This is a genomic window from Streptomyces sp. NPDC051582 (assembly GCF_040681715.1).
Taxonomy (GTDB): domain Bacteria; phylum Actinomycetota; class Actinomycetes; order Streptomycetales; family Streptomycetaceae; genus Streptomyces.
In genome coordinates, this window is record NZ_JBFAZJ010000016.1 from 166,938 (window position 1) to 187,994 (window position 21,057).

Consider the following 21,057-nt stretch of genomic DNA (forward strand, 5'->3'; position numbering starts at 1 on the left):
CCCATGGACTTCGCCCGGTCGCGCTGCAGGGGGCTGCCGGGCGTCTGTGTCTTCGGGGCGGCCACCGCTCGCTGGACGGGCGCGCCGATGCCGGACGCGGCTGTGGTGACCGCCGGCTTGGGGCCGGAGCCCGTGCCGGTGCCCGTGCCCGTGCCCGTGCCGGAAGTCTTGGTCGTGGGTGACCCCGCGTCGGACGGGTTCGAGCCCGTTCCCTCGGACTTCGCTCCGTCGCGTCGCACGGCGCTGCCGGGGGTGGTCGTGCGCGGCAGAGCACGGTCCACCATGGAGGCCGGCTCGAATGCCGGTGCGCCGGAATCGCCCGGCGCGTCCGTACGCGAGGCGGACCCCTCGGGACGGCGCACCTCCTCCCGCCGTACCGGTGCGCCAAGTCCCGGACGCCTGGCGGCCGGAGGCCGGGGCGGGGTGTTCCCTGCCCGACCGTCCTGCGGCAACGGGGGAACCGCGGACCGTCGTGCGGCAGCCGGTGCGGAGTCCGGAGTCGCGGAGGCGGCCGGGGCGGGGCCGTCCCGTTCGGCATCCGCAGGCAGGGATGCCGGGCTCGGGGAGGCCGGGGAGGCCGGGGAGGCCGGTGCGGCCGCCGGCACCGCAGGAGCGGTCGGGTGCACGGCCGGCAGGACCCGCCGGGCGGCCGCGGGCGCAGCCGGCGCCTTGGTCAGGGGCTGCCGCGTCCGGGGAGACGGAGACGGAGGCGCAGGCCTCACCGGGACACCGCGATGTGCCGTGCCCGCCGGGGCCGACGGCAACTCGCGTGCCGACAGGGGCGGCTGAGCACCCGCCGGTGAAGCCGGCGGCCGGTCGGCGCGCGTGCGCTGCACGGGAGGCACCGCAGGCGCCGGGCGCACGGGCACCGCCGGTGCGGACCCGAAGGGCCGGGCCCCCGCGCGTACCGAAGGGGTCCCGGTCGCCGCGGGGGACGGCACTGCGGCCGGGATCGCCCGGAGCGGCGCCACCGGCACGCCCGGCACCGCGGGCATGCCGGACGGACGGCCCGACGGCAGGGCCGGGGCGGGCCGTTCGAGTCCCGAGACCGGGCGCGCGGACCCGGTCAGCGCACCCGAGAGCAGGCTGCCGCCCGCCGCGGGGTCCAGGACCGCGGGGGAGGACGCCCGGGTGAACGACGGGTCCTGCCAGGTCGGCAGCCGCCCGCCGAAACCGGTGTCCGCGACGCCCGTCCGGCCGCTGCCCGCCGTCCGCCGCAGCGGCGGCAGGCGGGCCCAGGCGGCGACGGCCACGGGGGCCTCAGGAGCCACGGGAGCCGCAGAGGCTGCGGAGGCCGGGGGAGCCGTGCTCCCGGCGGCCGCCGCGGCCCCTGAGCCCGGAGCCGGGGAACCGCCGGACGCCGTCGCCGCGGCCGCAGCCACCGCGTCGGCGGCGTCGCCGCGCCGTCCCCGCAGCCGGTCCAGGAATGCCACCTGCTCAGCCCTCCGTCGCGCCGCGCGTCACGAGGGACGCGATCTGCTCGGTGTACCGGCGCCGGTCCTGGTGTTCCAGGTCCAAGATCGCGTCCAGGCCCCAGTGGAAGTGGTAGGCGACGTACGCGATCTCCTCGTGCAGCCGGTCGGTCGCGTACGTCACGATTCCCCCAGGCGGCTCCCGCCGAGTTCCACCTCGAAGGGCTCCGAGCAGTGCGGGCACTGCACGGCCGCGCGGGTGTGGCCCTCCGCGTTGATCTGGCGGTAGAAGTCCTGGAGGAACGCCAGGTCCGACGCGAACATGTTCTCCACGATCCCGTCGTGCACCATCGGGACCGTGCCCAGCCGGGTGATGACCCGGCCGAGCAGCACCACGGACAGGTACGCGGGGTTCTCCTGCACGCGCACGTCCCGCAGCGGGACCAGCTCGTCGCGTGCCGTGGACAGCCGCATGACACCGTCGCGGTGCACGGTGCCCGCGTCGTCGACGTACCCGCGCGGCAGCTCGAAGGGGAACTCGGTGCGCAGCGACTGCCGTGGCGCCGGGTCGGCGGGCGGAGCGGCGTGTGCGTGGTCGGGTGCGGCGGCGGGGGCCGACTGGGGGATGCCCGCCCCCGCCGCCGCGGTCTGGGGTGCTGCCGGGGCCTGGGCCCCGGCAGCCGAACGCCGCATTATTCGATGACCAGTTCTTCGAACACGATGGTGACGCTCTCGGTGAGCGCCGAGGCCTCACCGGCCTTCACCGTGCTCGTCTCGATCTTGCTGCACCAGGCGTTGCGCAGGTTGTAGCGCTTCACCGGGTTGTCCTGGAAGTCCATCATGATGATGGAGGCGTTCTTGCGCGCCGTGCTCATCTGGCCGCGGATCGAGTCGTTGATCCACTGCGTGAACGAGGCCGACTGCGTCATGCCGCGCACGACCGTGCACTGGCCGTTCTTCTGCACGCCCGGCAGCAGCGCCACCTCGGGCCGGCCCTGCGCACTGTTCTGCATGTAGGTGATGACGTCCTGTTCGAGGGTGAGGCCGCTGACCTCGGCGAGGTACTCGACCATCACCCCGTCGATCTGGAGGCCGAAGTTGTGTGACGTGAGGGCGTCACCCGGCTGGAGACTCATGTGTTCGCTGTCCTTCTGGGGAGGGGAGGGGCGCGCAGAGGCGTCGGGGGCGGAGGCGGGCTCCGCGCCCGGTTACTCCTCCAGCTCCCCGTTGCCGCTGGAGAACTGCGCCAGCCGGAAGATCACGAACTCGGCGGGCTTGACCGGCGCGATGCCGATCTCGCAGATGACCCGGCCGAGATCGACGGACTCCGCCGGGTTCGTCTCCTCGTCGCACTTGACGTAGTACGCCTGGTCGGGGCTCTGCCCGAACAGGGCTCCGCTGCGCCACTCGTTGACCAGGAACGCGGAGACGTTGCGCCGGACGCGCGCCCAGAGGTTGTGGTCGTTCGGTTCGAACACCACCCACTGGGTGCCGATCAGGATCGACTCCTCCAGGTAGTTGAAGTACCGGCGGATGTTCAGGTAGCGCCACGCCGGGTCGGAGGAGAGGGTGCGGGCGCCCCAGATGCGGATGCCGCGGCCGGGGAAGGCCCGGATGCAGTTCACGCCGATCGGGTTGAGCAGGTCCTGCTCGCCGCGGGTGATCTGCAGTTCGAGGTCGACGGCGCCGCGGACGACCTCGTTGGCGGGGGCCTTGTGCACACCGCGCTCGCTGTCGTTGCGGGCCCAGATGCCGGCGACGTGGCCGCTCGGCGGGATCAGGCGCGACTGTCCGGTCGCCGGGTCGAAGGACTTGATCCAGGGGTAGTACAGGGCCGCGTACTTGGAATCGTAGTTGGCCGTCTCCTGGCGCCAGACACGGATGTCACGGGCGTTCAGGCCGGGCGGCGGGTCGATGATCGCGACGCGGTCGCCCATCAGCTCGCAGTGCGCGATCAGGCCGAGCTGGACCGCCTTGACGGCCTCCAGGTCGATCGCGCCGCGCTGGTAGGCGGCCATCAGGTCGGGCACGGCGACCATGGAGATCTCGTCCACGGCCTCCAGGCCGCCGAAGCCCGTACGGTCCGCGGAGTCGCCGAGGTAGTGCGCGGGGCCGGGGTGGGAGGCCTCGGAGCCGCCTGCCGGCGGCGCGGGCTCGACGGGCGCGGGCGGCGGCGCCGGCAGCGCCACGGTCTGGTTCTCCGGCCGGGCCAGCTGCGCGGACGGCGCGGCCTCGGTCACGGTGATGAGCGCGGAACGCTCCTTGACCTGCGTGACGACGTAGGACCGGCTGCCCTTCTTCGCCGTCACGTCGAAGGTCTCGACCGGCTTGTCGCCCTCCTTGACGATCAGCTTGAAGCGCTCGGCGGGCCCCTCGCCCTCCGCGTCCGCGACCTCGACGGACAGCGGGCCGCCGCGCCCCTCCGCGGTGGCGGCCACGGCGAAGGTGCCGAGGCGGCGGGGCTCGGCGGCGGGCAGCGCGGCCGGGGCGGCGGCGCCGGTGACCGCGGCGGGCGCGGCCGCCTGCCCGCGGCCGCCGGCCGCGTCCTCGGCGGAACCGCCGACGCGCACGACGTACGCCGCCGAACCGCCGTTGTTGAAGAACCCGTAGACGGAGTGCGCGAGGTAGTAGCCGTCGGTGAAGTCGCCGAAAGCGGCGACGTACTGGGTCCAGTTGGTCACCAGCGTCGGCTCGTTCAATGGGCCGGTCGGCGCCAGCCCGACGAAGGCGGCCACCGACGTGCCGACTCCCTCGATGGGGCGCGAACCGCTGGCCACCTCCTCGACGTAGACGCCGGGCGACAGATAGGACGGCATGCTCTGCTCTCCTCCGGTACGAGACAGGACACCCCCACCTTGACGCGCGCGTCCCGCTCGCCGAAACGTCCCTCGGTACCCGGGCGGGTGCACCGTCGTTGCCCGGAAGGGCAGTCCCGGGGGCACCCGGCGCAGGGGGGCGTTCCCTGCCCCCGGATCTGCCCGCGCGGACCTGTGGACGGGGCCGGGGCCCGGTCAAGGCTGGACGACCGGCCGTCCGGACAGTCAGAGGGAGCCTCATGCGCGCGCACGGTAAGCAGGACCGGTCTTCGCAAGAACGAGCCGCCTCCCGCACCTCGGCGGCGCCGAGCACGCCGGCCCAGCGGATGCTGGACCTCAACCGGGCCGCGGGCAACGGGGCGGTGGCCCGCGCCGTCGAGGCGCAGCGGCACCTGCACGGCCCGGGCTGCGGGCACGGGGAGACGACCGTCCAGCGCCGGGAGGCCGTGCGCCACGAGCACGACCACGAACACGGCCACGAGCACGACCACGGGCACAAGGGGGTGGAGGACAGCCGGCAGGCGTCGCAGATCGGCCTCCTCGAATCCGCACTGAACACGCCGAGCAGCCCGCTCCCCGATCCCTTCCTCGGCAAGGCGAAGGCGTTCTACCGCAACGAAGGGCTGGGTGCCGGACGCGTCCACGACAACGCGACGGCCCAGCGCGCCACCGCGGCGCTGGGCGCGCACGCCGTGACGGTCGGCAGCCACATCCTGCTCGGCCCCAAGGCCGTCGGCAACACCGGGATCCTCGCCCACGAGGTCAGCCACCTGGACAAGAACCTCCGGGGCGTGCGCGAGACGGGCCACGACAACGGCGAGGGCGTCGCCGTGACCGATCCCGGGCAGGGCTCCGAGCGGGCGGCGGACACCGACAGCGCCGCCTTCGTGGCCGGTCACGACACCGCCCCGTCCGTCGCCCAGCGGGCGGCCGTCGAAGAGGGGAGTGCCACGGCCCACGAAGAGCCGGCCGTCCAGCGCACGCTCTGGGAGTTCGAGCACCGGACCTGACGCGCGCACGGACCGGCCCGCGCGCACGGACCGGCCCGCGCGCACGGACCGGCCCGCACCCCCGGGGCAACCCGAGGGCCCCCGGGGGCAACGCACCCTGCCCCCGGGGCTCCTGCCCTGCGGCGGCGGCGCGGTTAGCGTGCCCAGGGTGAGCCTATGGACTTCCCTGGAACCCGCCTCCGTCACCGTCGACCCCGGCAGCAGTACGCGCGTGCGGTTGCGCGTGCGCAACACCGGTGACGTGGTGGACGAATACCGCTTCGAGCCCGTCGGCGACCTGGCGCCCTGGACGGCGGTCGAGCCGGCGACCTTGCGGTTGTACCCGGGCACCACCGGGACGGTCGAGCTGACCTTCGCGCCGCCCCGGACCCCGGACGCGGTCGCGGGGCCGAACCCGTACGCGGTGCGGATCACGCCGACCGAGCATCCCGAGGCCGTGACGGTCCCGGAGGGGAATCTGACGATCACCCCGTTCACCGAGGTGCGTGCGGAACTCGTGCCGCCGACCGTCAAGGGGCGCTTGCGCGGACGTCCGAAGCTGGCGGTCGACAACCTCGGCAACACCAAGGTCACGGCCTCCCTGACGGGCAGCGACAACGGGGACCACCTGACCTACGAGATCCGGCCGGGGAACGTCCAGATCGAGCCGGGCCGGGCGGCGTTCGTCGAAACGACCCTGCGGTCCCGGCAGATCATCTGGTTCGGCTCGAAGGAGGAGCGGCCCTACACCATCACGGTGCGCCGCTCCGGCACCGAGCCGCTGGAGGTCGAGGGGACGTACGTCCAGCGCGGCTTCCTGCCCCGGTGGCTCGCGACGTTCTTCGGGATGTTCATCGCGCTCGCGGTGGCGTTCGTGATGATCTGGATCGCCTACAAGCCGCAGGTCCGCAGCGCGGCCACCGAGCAGACGGAGCAGGCGGGAGCCGTCCTGCCCAACAGTCCGCCCCCGTCCCCGCTGGCCTCGCCCCCGCCGCCGAAGCCCGAGCCCGAACCGTCGAAGTCCGAGAAGCCCAAGGACGACGGCGGCGGGGGAGGGCAGACCCAGAAGCCGGCGGGACCGCCGCCCGTGGTGCCGGCCGAGAAGGTCCTGCTGCGCAACGCGGCCACCCGCATGTGCGCCGATCTGCCCGGTCGCGACAAGGGCCAGATCAACCTGGCCGTGCAGCAGGCCAACTGCGCGGGCACCGAGGCGGACAACCAGCTCTGGAACCTGGAGGTGAAGTACCCGTCGCTCGGCCCGGGCGGCACCCCGCTCTTCCAGATCCGCAACGTCAAGGACCAGTTCTGCATGGACCTCGGCGAGTACGACGGCCGCCCGGTGGGGACCGGCATCGGCGAGTTCCACTGCGACGGCACCACCGCCGACAACCAGCTGTGGTGGATCGACAAGCAGGACAGCGGCGACTACTGGATCCGCAACTACGCCAGCAACAACAAGTGCCTGAACGTCAACGGCGGCGCGAACGAGCGCGACCGGTTGAACATCTCCGACTGCACCAACACCGGAAACCAGGAGTGGAAGATCGTCCGTCCCAAGGCAGGCTGAGGTCCGCGGATCCCGGGCCCGCGACGACCCGACCGGGTCGCCCGGGCCCGGCCGCGGGATCACCAGCGGCCCTCGCCCGGCACCAGCCGCCCCGCCTTGCGGTACTCGCGCCGCGCCCCCTCCAGCAGGTCGTCCGCCGTCACCTCGCCGCCCCGCCCGGCGGCGAGGTAGGCGGCGGTGACCACCGCGCTGCGGATGGAACCTCCGGCCAGCTCGAAGTCCCGGGCCAGCGGAGCCGGGTCGATGCCCTCCGCGGACGGCACGTGCGCCAGCCCGTGCCGCCACAGGGCGAGGCGCTGCCCGGCGTCCGGGAACGGGAAGTCGACCACCAGGTCGAGGCGCCGGGTGAACGCCTCGTCGATGTTCACGCGCAGGTTGGTGGTCAGCAGCGCGATGCCGTCGAAGGACTCCAGCCGTTGGAGGAGGTAGGAGCTCTCCATGTTGGCGTAGCGGTCGTGCGCTCCCTTGACCTCGGAGCGCTTGCCGAAGACGGCGTCGGCCTCGTCGAAGAGCAGTACCGCGTCCGTGCGGTCCGCCTCCGTGAAGATGCGCTCCAGGTTCTTCTCGGTCTCGCCGACGTACTTGTCCACGACGGACGACAGCTGGACCACGTACAGATCGAGCCCGAGGTCCGCCGCTACGACCTCCGCCGACAGCGTCTTGCCGGTGCCGGACTCCCCGGCGAACAGGCCGAGGACGCCCCGGCCGCGGCCGCCGCCCGCACTGAGCCGCCAGTCGCCGAGCACGCGGTCGCGGTGGCGGGCCCGCAGGGCCAGTTCGCGCAGCTGCCCGAGGGGTCCTTCGGGCAGGACCAGGTCCCCCCAGCCCACGGCCGGCCGGATGCGGCGGGTATGGCTCTCCAGTCCCGACGCGGACTGGCGGCGTGCGGCGCGCCGCACATGGGCGGCGGTGAGCGGACCGCCCGGGCCGCCCTCGAAGGCGGCCAGCGCGCGTGCGGCCTGAGCGGCCCGCCGCACGCGGTCCCCGCCGAGGCGGTACGGGGCGACGGTCGCGGCCAGATCGAAGCCGTCGGCGTCCGCACCCAGCGCGGCCCGCCAGGCGGCCGTCCCCCCGTCCCGGCGGCCCGGGGCCTCCAGGACCAGGGGGTCCTCGGGGAACCAGTGCGGGTCGTACGGGCGGGGATCGGCCAGCAGAACCGTGACGTCCGGCGCCGCGGCGAGCGCCCGCATCAGCGGGCCGGGCGCCTCGGGGAGCTCCGGTACGACGACGGCCCGGCCACTGAGGCGGGCCTCGCGCAGCAGCTCGGCGACGTGCCCACCGGGTGCGGCGCAGCACAGCCCGTCCAGGCCCGCGGCGCGCAGGGCGGCGGCGTACGCGGCCAGGCCGTCGCCCTCGCGCTGTTCGCGCAGGTAGACGGTGGCGGGTCCGGACTCCAGGAGGGCCGCGAGCCGCAGGGCGAACTGCTCGGCGGCCGCGTCGGACGGCAGCGGTGCCGGCATCGGGCGCAGCAGGCCGATGAGGGCGGCGTCCGGAGTGTCGTCCCCGAGGAGGTGCCCGATCAGCCGGTCGGGCACGCGCAGCGACCGGGTCAGGAAGGGACGTTCGGGCTCCTCGACCTCCAGCAGGCCGAGGGCCGCGAGGGGCGCGCAGGCGTGCAGCCGGCCCCGGGCCGCGGCGGACTGCGCGGGCACCCCGCACAGGGCGAGGGCGAGACCGACGGTGGCCCGGCGCCTGCTCACGTCGTCGTTGAGGTAGCCGTAGAGCGGTTCGAAGGTCCGGTCGACGTCGGGAGCGAGGGCGGCGAGCAGGACGGCGACGTCGAGTGCGGTCAGTTCCGCCCGCCCGGCCAGCCGGGCCAGCCGGTCGCCGGGCGCGTGCTCCCCGGAGGCGGCCCGACCGGTGCCGGTGCCGGTGCCGGGGTCGGAGGCGGTCCCGTCGTCCGTCGCCGCCTCCCAGGTGCCGAGGAGATGACGTACGGCTTCCTCGGACAGGTAGAGGCCGCGCAGGGGGTCGTCGGCCGTGGGATCGCCGGCGGCCCGCCGTTCGACCAGAGCGGACACCCGCCCGCGCAGCCCGTCGAGACGGGAGAGGAGCGCTCGGGCGGCATCGTCGACGGCCTCCTGCGGTGCCCCGGCGCCGGGCGTCCGCGGGTCCGGATCCGGCTCGGCCGTTGCCGCGTACGGGGCGCTCACCGCGGGTCCGAGCGGCGGGAGGAGTCCCGGCGGGAGGCGGCCTCCTTGCGGGAGGCCCGCGCCGCCTGGGCGGCCGCTACCTGGTGGGGGCGGTGCGAACGGCCCCCGGACGCCGCCGGGTCGCCGTCCAGAGCGCCCACCCGGACGGTGGCGCCCTCGGTGACCGGCGGCCCCGCGTCGTACTCCGGGAAGGCGGGGAAGGGCGCGGTCACCACGAGGTCGAGGGAAGGCTTCAGCTCGCCGCCGAGCGCGGACCAGATCTCGGCGAGCGAACGCGACTCGGTCTGGATGCCGGCCACCGTCAGCGGCACGGAGAGCCCCAGCGACCGCAGGGAACCGGGCAGTTCGTCCGGCGCCAGCACCTCACGGGGCAGCAGCGTCGCGAGCACGGCGGACAGCAGCCGGTGCTCGTCCTGCGGGGTTTTCGTCCACGCCGTCACCAGGTACGACAGCCGGAACCAGCGCGGCGGCTGACTCCGGCGCACGACCACGTCGCGATCGTCGCGCACCGCCACGTGGCCGCGCTGACGCCGGGTCACGTCCTCCCGGATGTCGTACAGATAGGTGTTGACCACGGGCGCGTTGCGCCGGGCCGCCCAGTCACGGGTGGGCGCCTCGAAGGCCACCTCGATGCCCGAACCCGTCAGCGCCCCGCCGCCGAGGAGGCCCTTGAGTACCTCGTCCACCTCGTGGATCACACCTGTGCCCCCGTTCTGCCCGCACGGCCGTTCCGCCCGGCCGTCGTCCACCGTCGATCGTCCCCCGGACGGCACCCCGGGCCGCAGGGGCACGGGGGACGGCCGGCGGGCAGTCCGTCCTGCCCCCGCGGACACCCCCTGCCGCCGTCGGTTGCCCGGAAGATCAGATGTAGCCTTCCCGAAGGGCAAAAGCCACGGCGTGCGCACGATTGCGCAGATGCAGGCGTGTCGTGAGTCCGTGCATAACGTTCTTGACGGTCCGTTCGGAGTAGGACAGCTTGCCCGCGATCTCACCGGTGTCGAAGCCCTCGGAGACCAGGCGCAGGACGTCCACCTCACGGGGCGTGAGCCCGAACGGCGCACTGGTCCGGCCCGCCGCACCCCGGTGCAGCGTGCCCACCTGCCGGATGAGTCGGCCGAGCAGATCGGCGGGCAGGTCCCCGTCGTCGCGGGACGCGGCCAGCACCGCCTGCACCAGCCGCCCGGCGGTGGCCTCGTGGCGCCAGACGATCGCGCCGACACCGCACTCCACCACGTCCAGCAGTTCGCTCTCCCGCATCGCGCCTATGACGAGCACGGCGCGAGCCCCCTCGCTGCGCACGATCCGGCGCAGCCGGGTCAGCGCCGCCTCGTCGAGCGCGTCCTCAACGAGCAGGGCCACCGTGCCCGGACCGGACTCCTCGCGCAGCTCGATCTCCGGGTGTCTGCGCAACTGGCTGATCGCGCCCTCGCGGCTGATCGGATCCGGGGCGGACACCGCCACCGGGACGCGCCGGTCCACGGAGCCGGAGCCGCGGCCCGTGCCGGGGGAGGAGATGGTCGTGGTCCGGGGTGAGTTGAGCAACCGATTCCCCTGTTCAGCAGCCCGCCGCGGAGCGCGGGCCGGTGGTGGATGAGCACCTTCCACCCTTCTGCGGGCATCGCGCGGACCGCAATCGTGGAGCACCACGAGCCGCACCACGAGACCGCGGCGGCGGCCACCACGAGATCCGCCGCCCCCGCGAGCGTCACCGCAGGTCACAGCGGGCGCCGTCGGGATCGGGACGCCTCCGCGAGCCGACAGTGAGGTACGCCACTTCACACCACCGCGACCCGCATTTCCTCGTCTCACCCGGCGGGGAAGCCCACCATCCAGCACAGGAGGCACCGATGACCGGACCGCTCCGCGAACGCGACGGCGCCCGGGCCCTGCTCGCGGCCGAGACGGAGCGGGCCCGCTCCGGTAGCGGCGGCCTCGTCCTGCTCCGGGGAGCCTCCGGCACCGGCCGCACCTCCGTCCTGGAGGCAGCCGTCCGGGACGCCGCGGACCGGGGCCTGCGGGTGCTGCGGGCGCGCTGCTCGGCGGAGGACGGCGGGGTGCCCTTCGCCACGGTGCTGGAACTGCTGGGACCCGTACCGGACTTCCCCGACCTCACGCCGGACGGCGACGACCGCGGGAGTTCCGCCCGGCTGTGGCGGCTGCTGAGCGCGTACGCGGACGAGGGCCCGCTCCTGCTGGCGGTCGACGACGTCCACCTGGCCGACGCCCCCTCGCGCCGCTGGCTGCAGGAGGCGGTGCGCCGCATCGACCGATTACCGGTACTGCTCGTGGTGAGCGAACGGAGCCAGTACGACATCGACCCCGGTCCCTCCGGGCTCGCCCGGTCCCTGCCGCCCTCCCTCGTCCGCACCCACACGATCGAACCGCTCGGCGACGCGGCCGCCGCGGAGCTCGTCCGCGCCGCCGCCCCGGACGCCGGACCCGAATGGACGGCGGAGTGCGTACGCGCTGCGGCGGGCAGCCCGCTGCTCCTCCACGCGCTGCTCGACGACCTCGGCGGTCCGCACGCGGCCGGCCCGGCACCGGGGGCCGTCGCCGCGCTGCCGGACAGCTGCGCCGCGTTGTATCCCGGGAGTTATCCGGCGGCCGTCGCCTGGTGGCTGAGCAGCGCGGGAACGGCCACGGCCGAGGTGGCCCGCTGCCTGGCGGCACTGGAGGAGGCCTGGCCGCGGCCGACGCCCGAGACGCCCGAGGCATACGAGGAATACGAGGCGCACGGGACGCAGGAACCGGCGGGACGGCGCACCGGGCGCGCCGCGAGCGCCCCGGCGGGTACGGACGTGGCCGGGGTGCTGGCCGAGGCGTCCGGTGCGGATCCCGCACGGGTGGCCGGCTGGCTCACCGCGATGACCCGCATCGGACTCCTGCGCCCGGACTCCGCCGGCCGGCCGCGCTTCGCCCACCGGCTCCTCAGGGACGCGGTGTTGACCGGGTGGCCGACGGTGCGGCGCGAGGCGGCGCACCGGGTGGCGGCCGCAACGATGCTGCGGCGCGGGGAACGCGTCGAGGCGGTCGCCGCCCATCTGCTGCGCGCACGGGGCGTCGGCCTGCCCTGGGCACTGCGCGTACTGCGGGAGGCGGCGACGGTCGCGGTGCACGACGCCCGCCCCGGCGCTGCCGCCGGCTACCTGCGCCGTGCCCTGGACGAACCGCTCTCCGACGACCGGCGCCAGCAGCTGCTCACCGAGCTGGGCTCGCTGGAGTACGCCTCGGCCGACGGGGCGGTGGCCATCGCGCGCCTCGCGGAGGCACAGCACCTGCCGGCGGCCCCCCGTGACCGGGTGCGCGCGGCCGTCGCCCTCGGCACGGCCCTGGTGGGCCGCGGCGAGGTCACCACCGCTCTGGAGGTGCTGCGACGCACGGAGGGCAGCCTGGACGGGCATCCGGGACTCACCCGCACCGTGCAGACCGCCACCGCTCTGCTGGCCGACTCCGACCTCGCGACCCGTCAGGAGACCTACCGCAGGCTCTGCGAGAGCGGCGTGCACGCGCCGGAGCTCGTCGGCACCGCCAGCCGGGCGCTGCTGGTGCGCTACGAGGCGACGGCCGGCCTGATATCGGCCGGCGAGGCCATGACCCGCGTACGGGCCCTGCTCGCACAGCCCTCCGACCCGCTGGCAGAGCCGTTCCTGCTGGGGACGGCGGCGGCGGTCGCCGAATGGGCCGACGAACTCGACGAGGCGGAGCGGCTCGTGGACCGCGGTCTGGCCGGCCAGCACCCCGCCCTCCTCCACCCCATGGAGCACGCGCTGCTCAACACCCGCGCCGACATCGCCGCGGCCCGCGGCGACGTCGCCCGGCTGATCGCCGTACGCGGCGACGGCGCGGCCGTGGCGGCGCGCGCCCACAGCGGCCCCTCCAACCGGGACGCACACGTGCTGATGGCGCTCGTGCACACCGGCCGTTCCGAGGAAGCCGCGCGGCTCGCCAACGCCTTCGACCTGAGCCGGGCCCCGGAATCATGGGAGCTGAACCGCTTCCTCTACGCGCGGGGAGTGCAGCGCCTCGCCGCGGGGGACCCGGCGGGGGCGCTCCACGACTTCCTGGAGTGCGGACGCCGCCAGAGCGCCCGAGAGGTGCTCAGCCCGGTCGTCACCCCCTGGCGCACGGCGGTCGCGCAGTGCCGCCTCGCGCTCGGAGGCGGCCAGGAGGCACTGGTGCTGGCCACCGAGGAACTGCGGCTGGCCCGGGTGTGGAACACCCCGCGCACGGTGGGACGGGCGCTGCGCGTCCTCGGGACCGCGACCGGCGGCCGCCGCGGACTGCACCTTGCCGAGGAGGCGGTCGAGACCCTCAGGGACGCACCCGCCGACGCCGGAATGGAACTGGTCGAAGCCCTCCTCGCCCAGGGCCGCCAGCTCCTCGCCGCAGGTGAGCGCGGACGCGCCCGTGAGCGGCTGCGCGAGGCGGCCGACCTGGCCGAACGCAAGGGCGGCCGGCGCCTGCTCGCCCTGGCCGAGCAGGCCCTCCGCGAGGGCGGCGCCCGGCTCCCGGTCTCCGGCGCCCTGACCGGCAGCGAGCGCCGCATCGCGGAACTGGCCGCGGCGGGGCGGACGAACACCGAGATCGCGGACCTGCTCCACCTGGCCCGCCGCACCGTGGAGACCCACCTGACGAGCACCTACCGCAAGCTCGGCATACGCCGCAGGGCGGAACTCCCCGCCACCCTGGCCCTCACCCGTCCCGGACCCGCAGCCCCCGGAGCCCCCGCCTGACCCCGGGCGAGGACGTCAGACCGCCCGCCCCCGCCCGTCGGCCCCGGTCAGCGGATTGTCCAGCTCCGCCCACTGGTCGCCCGGGATCCCGGGACTCAGCCGCATCAGCGTCAAGGCCTTGGTCGGCAGCGGATCCGTCAGCAGGGCCTCGGTGTCCGCGGTGGCGGGAAGTCCCGCGGCCTCGGCCAGCGCCTCGCCGAAGGCGGCCGTCGAGCCCGCCGTGGCCCCCAGGGCGCCGGTCAGCAGGGAGCCGAACAGTTTGCGCCGCAGCAGGGTCACGTCGTCGGTGACCAGCCGGCCCGAGAGCGGCGGCACCGGCAGGCCGCGGCGCACCAGCCGCTCCGGGCTGATCCGGATGTCGGCCAGATCGCGGTAGACCAGCCGCAGCGGGGCTCCCGTCGCGGACAGGACCACCAGCAGGTTCTGGCCGTGCGCCTCCAGCGCCACCCCGAGGTCCAGCACCCGCAGGCACACCGAGAGCGCGAGGCGGGCGAACTCGGCCCGCCAAGCCGCCGAACGCGCGAACGCCGCCCCGCCCAGAGCCGCCACCGGCACCACCCGCTCACCCGCCGCCGCGTCCGCGTACACCTCGGGAGGCTCGCGCAGCACCGCCGCCAGGTCCGGGCTGTGTGCGGTCGCCGCGCCCAGGGTGCGGGTGATGTGCAGCCGCCCGTCGAGCCGCTCCGACAGGGCCTGCGCGAACGCGGAGACCGCCGCCGCCGTCTCGATGGAGTACTCCGAGATGTCCCGTACGGAGGAGGTCAGACGGGTGCTCAGCGCCGTCTTGACGTGTGCGCCGCCCGCCGCGGGGGCCAAGGTGCGCAGGGCCATCAGGGGATGCGCTGCGAAGCCGGGGCGCAGCACCCCGGCCGGCCCCCGGCCCGTCTGTTTCAGCACGTGCTGCGCCTGCCACGGGTGCACCGGCAGCAGGAGCCGGCCACCATCGCGCAGCTCGGTCGGCCACGCACCCGTGACCAGGCACTCCTCGGCCCGTACGACGACCAGCCCGAGCTCGACCAGCGGCCGGTGTTCCGGCGCGTACGCCAGCTGCTCGGCTACCGAGAAGCCCGGCCGGGAACGGCAGTTGGGGTGGTACGGATGGCCGTCGACCACCCGCTGCTCCCATTCCCAGGTGCTCCGCGGCGCGGTCTCCCCGGCGGCCGGCTGCCCGGCCCGGGACAGCGCGAGCGAGGCCGTGCTGTCGTCGAGCTCGGCGGCGAAGGCGTCCCCGTGCGGCACCCCCAGGGCCGCGACGAGCCGCCCGGCCTGCCGGTAGGGGGCGCCGTCGAGCAGCACCTCCCGGACGTACGGGTCGGTCGCGTAGGGATCCGGGAGCGGGCCCTCCAGCCGGCCGCCCCCGGACAGCCGCAGGGTCAGGCCGCCCGGCCCCTGCTCGCGGCGCTCCACCCAGGGCAGCGGCTCGACGGCCAGCGCCCGCCACAGCCGGGTCAGCACGGCGGCCCGGGCGCCGTCGAGCGCGGAGCCGTAGGCGGAACCGAGGGCGGGACGCACCTCGGCCAGTTCGGCGGACACGGCCTCTTCGGCCGGGGAGGCGGGGAGGTTCATGCTGGGGTGCAGGGCCCTGTTCCTCTCGGGTCTCTCTCGGGTGGCGCGATGATCACTTCATCATCGCGGATACTGAAGATCACGACCGGTGGTACGCCCTGCGAACCCCGGTACTTGGGATGGACCGAATGGAATCCGTGGACCTCAACGCCGCAGCCGACGCGTACGCCGCCACCCCCCTGCTGAACTGTCTGCTGCGGGAAGCGGCCGATCCCGCCGAGGAGCTTCCCACCTCCGCGGCGGCCCCGGCGGACGGCGCCGGTGCGGTCCACCGGCTGCGCGGCAGCGGCCGGCTCCTGCGCGTGCGGGACGGGCGCCGGCCGCTGCACCCCGAGCTGCGTACGGCGGACGGCTGGCGTCCGCTCAGCCACACGGAGCTCGTCAAGCTGACGGCCGACGAACTGCGCCGGTACACCGGCGTCCCGAACGACGAGCTCCCCGTCGAGATCGCCGACAGCCGCGAGGCCGTCGTCGCGCTGCTGGCCGCCCGCGCCGCCGCCGAGCCCCCGCAGGACCCGTACGTCCGCTCCGAGCAGTCCCTGGTCATGGGACACCCGTACCATCCCGCCCCCAAGGCGCGGGGCGCCGCGCCCGCCGCGAGCTGGCTGCCGTACGCGCCGGAGGCGTACGCGCGTCACCCGCTGGTCTTCCTGGGACTGCGCGAGGACCAGGCGGTCGAGGAGGGCGGCCCGGCCGCCGCCGAGGCGATCGACGCGCTGGCCGGGCTGCTCGACGGCCCTCGCCCGCCCGCCGGATACCGGCTGCTGCCCGCGCATCCCTGGCAGCTGGAGCTGGTCGGCGGCTCGGCGGCCGTGCGCACGGCCTTCGCCGACGGGCGGCTGCTGCGCCTGGGCCCCGGCCGGCGGCCGGTCTGGCCGACGGCATCGATCCGCACGCTGTACGTGCCGGGTGAGGCGGACCTCTTCGTCAAATTCAGCCTCGACGTCCGGATCACCAACGACGTGCGCCGGCTGTGGCGGCACGACCTGGTGAAACTGCGCCGCACGGACGCCGCGGTCGAGGCCGCGTTCGCCGAGCTGCGCCGCGGCGGGTCGAACGCGCTCTGGCTCGCCGACCGCGGCTACCGCACCGCGTCCTTCGCCTTCGAGGAACTCGCCGTCCTGGTCCGCGACGGGCTCCGCGCGCGGCTGGAGCCGGGGGCCACGCCGCTCGCGTCCGCCGCGCTCGCGGAGGGGTTCGCCGGCAGTCCGCTCGCGGCGACGGCCGATCCGGCCGGCTGGTGGCGGGCGTACCTGCGCCACGTGGTGCCGCCCGTACTGGACGTGTTCGCCCGCCGCGGCGTCGTACTGGAGGCGCACCTGCAGAACAGCCTCGTGGCCGTGGACGAGCGAGGTATGCCGGTACAGGCCCTGTTCCGGGACGCGGAAGGGGTGAAGCTGCTGCCGGAGACGGAGCGCGCCGCCGCCTGGCAGCGGCTGGTGTACTGCCTGGTCGTCAACCACCTCGCGGAGGTGGCCGGCGCCCTTGCCGAGGCGCACCCGGACGCGGCCGCCGCGGTGTGGCCCGCGGTGCGCGAGGAGTTCCTGCGCTACGACGCGGAACACGGCCTGCCCGAGATCGCGGAGCTGCTCTCGGCCCCGTCCCTCCCGGCCAAAACGAACCTGCTGCTGCGCTGGACGCGCGCCGACGGCGCGGACGCCCGCTACATCCCGCTCCCGAACCCGCTGCGCGGCTAGGCCGTGTCGTGCGGGTCGGGGCGGGGCGGCGAGAGGGGTGGAGCCGGTGGGTTCGTACGGCGTCTCGCGGGTGGTGGGATCCGGCCAAGGTGGGGCGGGATCGGAGGCGCCCCCTCACCCACAGGTATAGACCAATGCTAGGTTGCGTACCGCGCAGTCCTTGACCACCCGTCAGAGGAGAAGCCATGCCCTCCCTTATGCGGGACGGCGGCCCGGCCGCCGCCATGCCCAAGTACCAGCGGATCGCCGCGGCCCTGCGGAGCGAGCTCGAACGCGCCGCGCACACCCCCGGCGCCAGACTTCCCTCCGAGCGCACCCTCGCCGCCCGCTACGAGGTCAACCGGCAGACCGTACGGGCCGCCCTCCAGCACCTGCGGGAGGACGGCCTGATCGTCACCGAACGGCGCGGCACCCGCCCGGCCGGCGAAGGCGCCGCGCCCGAGCGCCGACCCATGACCCGACCGGCGCACCAACCCGCTCCGCAACCCGCTCCGCAACCCGCGCGCCCGGCCCTCGTGACCGACCGGAGCCGGCTCACCCTGGTCAGCGTGCCGCCCTCGCTCGCCGAACTGCTCGGCATGCGCGGCGGGGAGCGGACCCTGGTCCACCACCGCCGTGAGCACGGCCCGTCGGGGGAGACCCTCCGGGACGCGATCACGTACCTCTGCCCGGGCGCGATCGCCGGCGAACCCGAACTCGCCCGCTACCGCGACCGGTCGGCGGCGGCGCCGCCGGTCCGGGAGGAGGACCTCGGGCCCCTTCACCGGTGGCTCGACCGGGCCGCGGAGCGGGGCCGGGTGGCCGAGACCCTCACCATGACGCGGAGCAGCGGGGCGCCGGCCGCCCCGCCCGCCTGCGGCCTGACCGTACGCCGCACCCTGTACGACGGTTCGGGAAGGCTGCTCGCCGTCACCGACCTCGCCTTCCCGACCTGGAACCGGCTGACCTTCCACCGGGACCGCGACGTGGCCGGTTTCCGCGTCACCTGAGAGCGGACACCGCACGCCGGAGCCTCCTGCAGCGGCCCCTCAGAAGCGCAGGGCCCAGGAGTCGATGTAGCCGGTGTAGCCCGCGAACGCGTCGTACACCCGCAGTTTCCACACGCCGTTGGCGGTCTCCGACGAGGCGTCGATCCCGTACACCCCTCTGAGGTCGGCATTGCCCCAGCCGGTGTAGCTGTCCTTGATCGGGTACACCGTGCCGTCGGGTGCGATGACGTCGACCTGGAGGGTGCCGGAGTCCGGGTGCCTGATGTCCAGTTCCACGTCCAGCTGAGCGGGAGCGCGGCCGGGGATCCCGGTGACCGTGACCGGGGACTCGACCGTCTCCAGATCCCCGACCGGATGGTCGGAGCCGTTCGCGAAGCGCGGCCCGGGCGCCCGGTTCGGCGCCGTCCCCACGTACAGGAGCCGGTCGGGCGAGCCCGGTCCGACGTCGACCACGGAGCCGGTCGTGGCCGCGGCGGTCAGGGCGTCCGCCACCTGGGCGGCCGTGGCCGTGCGGTGGTCGGCGAGGTAGAGCGCCGCCGCGCCCGCCACGTGCGGGGAGGCCATCGAGGTGCCGGACATGGTGGTGCTCCAGTCGTCGCCCCAGAACACCGCCGAGGTGATCGAGTCGCCCGGGGCGAACAGGTCGACCAGGGGGCCGTGGTTGGAGTACGAGGCGCGGGCGTCGCGGTCGTTGGTCGCGCCGACCGTCAGCGCCGCGGGCACCCGGGCGGGGGAGTGGGTGGAGGCGTCCGCGTCCTGGTTGCCCGCGGCCACCGCGTACGTGATGCCCGAGGCGATGGAACCCCGGACGGCGGCGTCCAGCACGTCGTCGGGGTCGCCGCCCAGGCTCATGTTGGCGACGGCGGGCTTCACTGCATTGCGCGTGACCCAGTCGATCCCGGCGACCACCTGCTCCGTGGTGCCCTCGCCCGACCAGTCGAGCACCCTGACGGATACGACCTTCGCCTTCTTCGCGACCCCGTACGTCGCACCCGCGAGGGTCCCGGCGACGTGCGTGCCGTGCCCGTGCAGGTCGTCGGCCTCGTCGTCCCCGTCGATGGCGTCGTACCCGTACGAGGCGCGCCCGCCGAAGTCCTGGTGGCTGATGTTGACGCCGGTGTCGATGACGTACGCGGTCACGCCCTGCCCGGCCGAATCGGGGTAGGCGTAGCTCTGGTCGAGGGGGAGCCGGCGGCGGTCGATCCGGTCGACGCCCCAGGAGGGCGGATCCGGCTGGGCGGAGTCGAGCCGCAGCTTCCGGTTCTGCGCGACCTCGGCGACGGCGGGGTCCGCGGCGAGCCGACGGGCCTGGCGCTCGGACAGTTGGACGCAGTAGCCGTTGAGCGCGGAGTCGTAGGTCCGGCGGATCGTGCCGCCGAAGCGGGTGACCACGGACCGGCCCCGTTCCGTACGGGCGCCTGCGCGGGCCGGGTTCAAGAGGACGAGGTAGCTGCCGGCGACGGCTCCGGGCGCTCCGGCGTACCGGACGCTCCCCTCGGGCGGGCTCGCGGCCGAGGCGCCGGTGTGCGCGCCGAGGGCGAGCGCCGAGGCGAGGGCGAGGACGGCCCCGCACCGCCGCCATCCGAACTGCCGCAATCCGCGCGACCCATGTGACCCATGTGACCCATGTGACCCACGCGATCCGTGTGACCTAGGTAATGCGTGTGATCTGCGCAATGCGCGTGACCTGCGTAATAGGTGTGATCCGTGCCATGTCTTGGACATCCGTGCCGAACCCCCCTTGAGTCGTGCGCTCAGCCTGGGGCGCCGCAAGGGCCCGCACAAGTCTGCGCGCACAGGAGGGAACGAGGGGAAACGGGAGGGGCCGGAGCCGCCGGTCGCGCGTGCGCGCGTGTAAGCGGACGGCCGCATTTCCGGCAATTCTTGACGTTCAAGCTGAAAGAGACCACCATCGACGGCAGTCAAGGTCCCGCGCCGCAAGCCGACAAGCCCAAGGAGCGAACCCCATGCCCGCCCTTGCCCCGTCCTCCAGTTCCGAAACCAACGCAGTGGTCCCCCGTCCGCGCCGCGGCATCCAGGCCGCCCGGATCGCGGACCTGCCGCGGATCGAGGAGCCCAGGGAGGTGGCCCCCTCCGACGCGAGGGAGCTGTCACGGGTGTTCTTCCGGCGGCTGAGCGAACTGCCCTCGGGTACGCCGGAACACCAGTACGTCCGCAACGCGCTCATAGAGATGAACGCCTCACTCGTCCAGTACGCCGTCCGCCGTTTCCGCGGCCGGGGTGACGGAGGAGACATCGAGGACATCGTCCAGGTCGGCACCATCGGCCTGATCAAGGCGATCGACCGGTTCGACCCGGCCCGCGAGAACGAATTCGCCACCCTCGCCATGCCGTACATCACAGGCGAGATCAAACGGCACTTCCGCGACACCTCCTGGGCCGTGCGCGTACCGCGCCGCCTCCAGGAGCTCCGCCTCGACATCGCCAAGGCGAAGGAGGAGCTGACCACCACGCTCGACCGCTCGCCCACCGTCGCCGACCTCGCGGGCCACCTCGGCCTCGCGGAGGAGGACGTCATAGAGGGTCTCGTCGCCGCCAACGGCCACACCACCGGCTCCCTGGACGCCCCGCACTCCGGGCACGCCGAGGGCGCCGACGGCTCGGCCGACGGCCACACCCTCGCCGACGTCATGGGCGAGGAGGAGCCGGCCCTGGAGCGCGTCGAGGACATCCAGACCCTCGCGCCGCTGCTCGAACAGCTCTCGGAGCGCGAGCGCCGGATGCTGCGGATGCGCTTCGGCGAGGAGCTCACCCAGGCGCAGATCGGCGCGGCGCTCGGCATCTCTCAGATGCAGGTCTCCCGGGTGCTGGGCCGTGTCCTCGCCCACCTGCGCGCCTCGATGCTGGAGGACCTCGGACCCGGGGCCTAGGCCCCGGCACCACGTGGCATCCGGGGCTCCCGGCGTGAGGTGGATCACCTCGGCGTTTACCCCGGAACAGCCTGGGCACCCGCGGATCCGGAGCGGACCCTTCCGCCGGTCGTCACACGGCCGGCGCGGGTGCGGGCGGATCCCGTACCGCTCCACGGCCTGCGCCCGGGCCCCGGGGGCGGGGGCGGGGCGCGTTCGGGAGAGCGGGGGGGGGGGGGAGGGGGTGGGGGTGGGGGTGGTGTTA

The 21,057-nt window shown here is 74.6% G+C and carries 15 protein-coding genes; 6 read left to right on the forward strand and 9 right to left on the reverse strand.

Translation table 11 applies throughout. From position 1 onward, the window contains the following. Positions 1-1,437 precede the first annotated feature (1,437 nt). The 4 genes from AB0M92_RS22040 to AB0M92_RS22055 form a co-directional block, all read right to left on the reverse strand. Positions 1,438-1,596 (reverse strand): DUF6760 family protein, encoded by a 159-nt coding sequence (locus AB0M92_RS22040; RefSeq protein WP_187743631.1) that lies wholly within the window; start codon positions 1,594-1,596, stop codon positions 1,438-1,440. Next, positions 1,593-2,105, reverse strand: coding sequence for a hypothetical protein (locus AB0M92_RS22045; RefSeq protein WP_366103951.1), 513 nt, complete (start codon positions 2,103-2,105; stop codon positions 1,593-1,595). The genes AB0M92_RS22040 and AB0M92_RS22045 overlap by 4 nt, the downstream gene beginning before the upstream one ends. Next, positions 2,105-2,548, reverse strand: a complete 444-nt coding sequence (locus AB0M92_RS22050; RefSeq protein WP_366103952.1) for a phage tail protein — start codon at positions 2,546-2,548, stop codon at positions 2,105-2,107. The genes AB0M92_RS22045 and AB0M92_RS22050 overlap by 1 nt, the downstream gene beginning before the upstream one ends. Positions 2,549-2,620: 72 nt before the next feature. Beyond that, positions 2,621-4,228, reverse strand: a complete 1,608-nt coding sequence (locus AB0M92_RS22055) for a phage tail sheath subtilisin-like domain-containing protein (protein ID WP_366103953.1) — start codon at positions 4,226-4,228, stop codon at positions 2,621-2,623. Between the two features lie 239 nt (positions 4,229-4,467). On the opposite strand from AB0M92_RS22055, the gene AB0M92_RS22060 reads away from it, so the two are divergent. Both AB0M92_RS22060 and AB0M92_RS22065 read left to right on the forward strand, forming a co-directional pair. Continuing rightward, a complete protein-coding gene (locus tag AB0M92_RS22060) occupies positions 4,468-5,238 on the forward strand; it encodes a DUF4157 domain-containing protein (protein ID WP_366103954.1) in 771 nt (256 codons plus the stop codon). 148 nt (positions 5,239-5,386) lie between these two features. Next, positions 5,387-6,784, forward strand: coding sequence for an RICIN domain-containing protein (locus AB0M92_RS22065; protein ID WP_366103955.1), 1,398 nt, complete (start codon positions 5,387-5,389; stop codon positions 6,782-6,784). 59 nt (positions 6,785-6,843) lie between these two features. Here the strand turns inward: AB0M92_RS22065 and AB0M92_RS22070 are convergent, their stop codons facing one another. The 3 genes from AB0M92_RS22070 to AB0M92_RS22080 all read right to left on the reverse strand — a co-directional run bounded on the left by AB0M92_RS22070 (position 6,844) and on the right by AB0M92_RS22080 (position 10,479). Then, positions 6,844-8,937 (reverse strand): ATP-binding protein, encoded by a 2,094-nt coding sequence (locus tag AB0M92_RS22070; protein ID WP_366103956.1) that lies wholly within the window; start codon positions 8,935-8,937, stop codon positions 6,844-6,846. Further along, positions 8,934-9,635 (reverse strand): DUF4255 domain-containing protein, encoded by a 702-nt coding sequence (locus AB0M92_RS22075; protein WP_366103957.1) that lies wholly within the window; start codon positions 9,633-9,635, stop codon positions 8,934-8,936. Before AB0M92_RS22075 ends, AB0M92_RS22070 begins: the two co-directional genes overlap by 4 nt. Positions 9,636-9,798: 163 nt before the next feature. After that, complete coding sequence (locus AB0M92_RS22080; RefSeq protein ID WP_366103958.1) at positions 9,799-10,479, reverse strand: response regulator transcription factor; 681 nt, start codon at positions 10,477-10,479, stop codon at positions 9,799-9,801. A 305-nt stretch (positions 10,480-10,784) separates the two neighbouring features. Here AB0M92_RS22080 and AB0M92_RS22085 point away from each other — a divergent pair, with 305 nt between their 5' ends. Continuing rightward, positions 10,785-13,670, forward strand: coding sequence for an AAA family ATPase (locus AB0M92_RS22085; protein WP_366103959.1), 2,886 nt, complete (start codon positions 10,785-10,787; stop codon positions 13,668-13,670). Positions 13,671-13,685: 15 nt separating this feature from the next. Here the strand turns inward: AB0M92_RS22085 and AB0M92_RS22090 are convergent, their stop codons facing one another. Further along, complete coding sequence (locus AB0M92_RS22090; protein ID WP_366103960.1) at positions 13,686-15,236, reverse strand: IucA/IucC family protein; 1,551 nt, start codon at positions 15,234-15,236, stop codon at positions 13,686-13,688. Between the two features lie 119 nt (positions 15,237-15,355). On the opposite strand from AB0M92_RS22090, the gene AB0M92_RS22095 reads away from it, so the two are divergent. After that, positions 15,356-16,933 (forward strand): IucA/IucC family protein, encoded by a 1,578-nt coding sequence (locus AB0M92_RS22095; protein WP_366103961.1) that lies wholly within the window; start codon positions 15,356-15,358, stop codon positions 16,931-16,933. Positions 16,934-17,118: 185 nt separating this feature from the next. Then, positions 17,119-17,922: a GntR family transcriptional regulator gene (locus tag AB0M92_RS22100; protein WP_366103962.1), complete on the forward strand. Its 804-nt coding sequence runs from the start codon at positions 17,119-17,121 to the stop codon at positions 17,920-17,922. A 39-nt stretch (positions 17,923-17,961) separates the two neighbouring features. Here AB0M92_RS22100 and AB0M92_RS22105 read toward each other — a convergent pair whose 3' ends face one another. Continuing rightward, positions 17,962-19,518 carry a S8 family serine peptidase gene (locus AB0M92_RS22105; protein WP_366103963.1) on the reverse strand — a complete coding sequence of 519 codons (1,557 nt, stop codon included), beginning with the start codon at positions 19,516-19,518 and terminating at the stop codon, positions 17,962-17,964. A 371-nt stretch (positions 19,519-19,889) separates the two neighbouring features. Between AB0M92_RS22105 and AB0M92_RS22110 the strand changes: the two genes are divergently transcribed. Continuing rightward, complete coding sequence (locus tag AB0M92_RS22110) at positions 19,890-20,813, forward strand: SigB/SigF/SigG family RNA polymerase sigma factor (RefSeq protein WP_366103965.1); 924 nt, start codon at positions 19,890-19,892, stop codon at positions 20,811-20,813. Positions 20,814-21,057: the final 244 nt, after the last annotated feature.

Excerpts from the sequence above, each read along its gene's own strand:
- AB0M92_RS22045 (WP_366103951.1), bottom strand. The coding sequence starts at position 2,105 with ATGCGGCGTTCGGCTGCCGGGGCCCAGGCCCCGGCAGCACCCCAGACC.
- AB0M92_RS22050 (WP_366103952.1), bottom strand. The coding sequence starts at position 2,548 with ATGAGTCTCCAGCCGGGTGACGCCCTCACGTCACACAACTTCGGCCTC.
- AB0M92_RS22055 (WP_366103953.1), bottom strand. The coding sequence starts at position 4,228 with ATGCCGTCCTATCTGTCGCCCGGCGTCTACGTCGAGGAGGTGGCCAGC.
- AB0M92_RS22060 (WP_366103954.1), top strand. The coding sequence starts at position 4,468 with ATGCGCGCGCACGGTAAGCAGGACCGGTCTTCGCAAGAACGAGCCGCC.
- AB0M92_RS22085 (WP_366103959.1), top strand. The coding sequence starts at position 10,785 with ATGACCGGACCGCTCCGCGAACGCGACGGCGCCCGGGCCCTGCTCGCG.
- AB0M92_RS22090 (WP_366103960.1), bottom strand. The coding sequence starts at position 15,236 with ATGAACCTCCCCGCCTCCCCGGCCGAAGAGGCCGTGTCCGCCGAACTG.
- AB0M92_RS22095 (WP_366103961.1), top strand. The coding sequence starts at position 15,356 with ATGGACCGAATGGAATCCGTGGACCTCAACGCCGCAGCCGACGCGTAC.
- AB0M92_RS22100 (WP_366103962.1), top strand. The coding sequence starts at position 17,119 with ATGCCCTCCCTTATGCGGGACGGCGGCCCGGCCGCCGCCATGCCCAAG.
- AB0M92_RS22110 (WP_366103965.1), top strand. The coding sequence starts at position 19,890 with ATGCCCGCCCTTGCCCCGTCCTCCAGTTCCGAAACCAACGCAGTGGTC.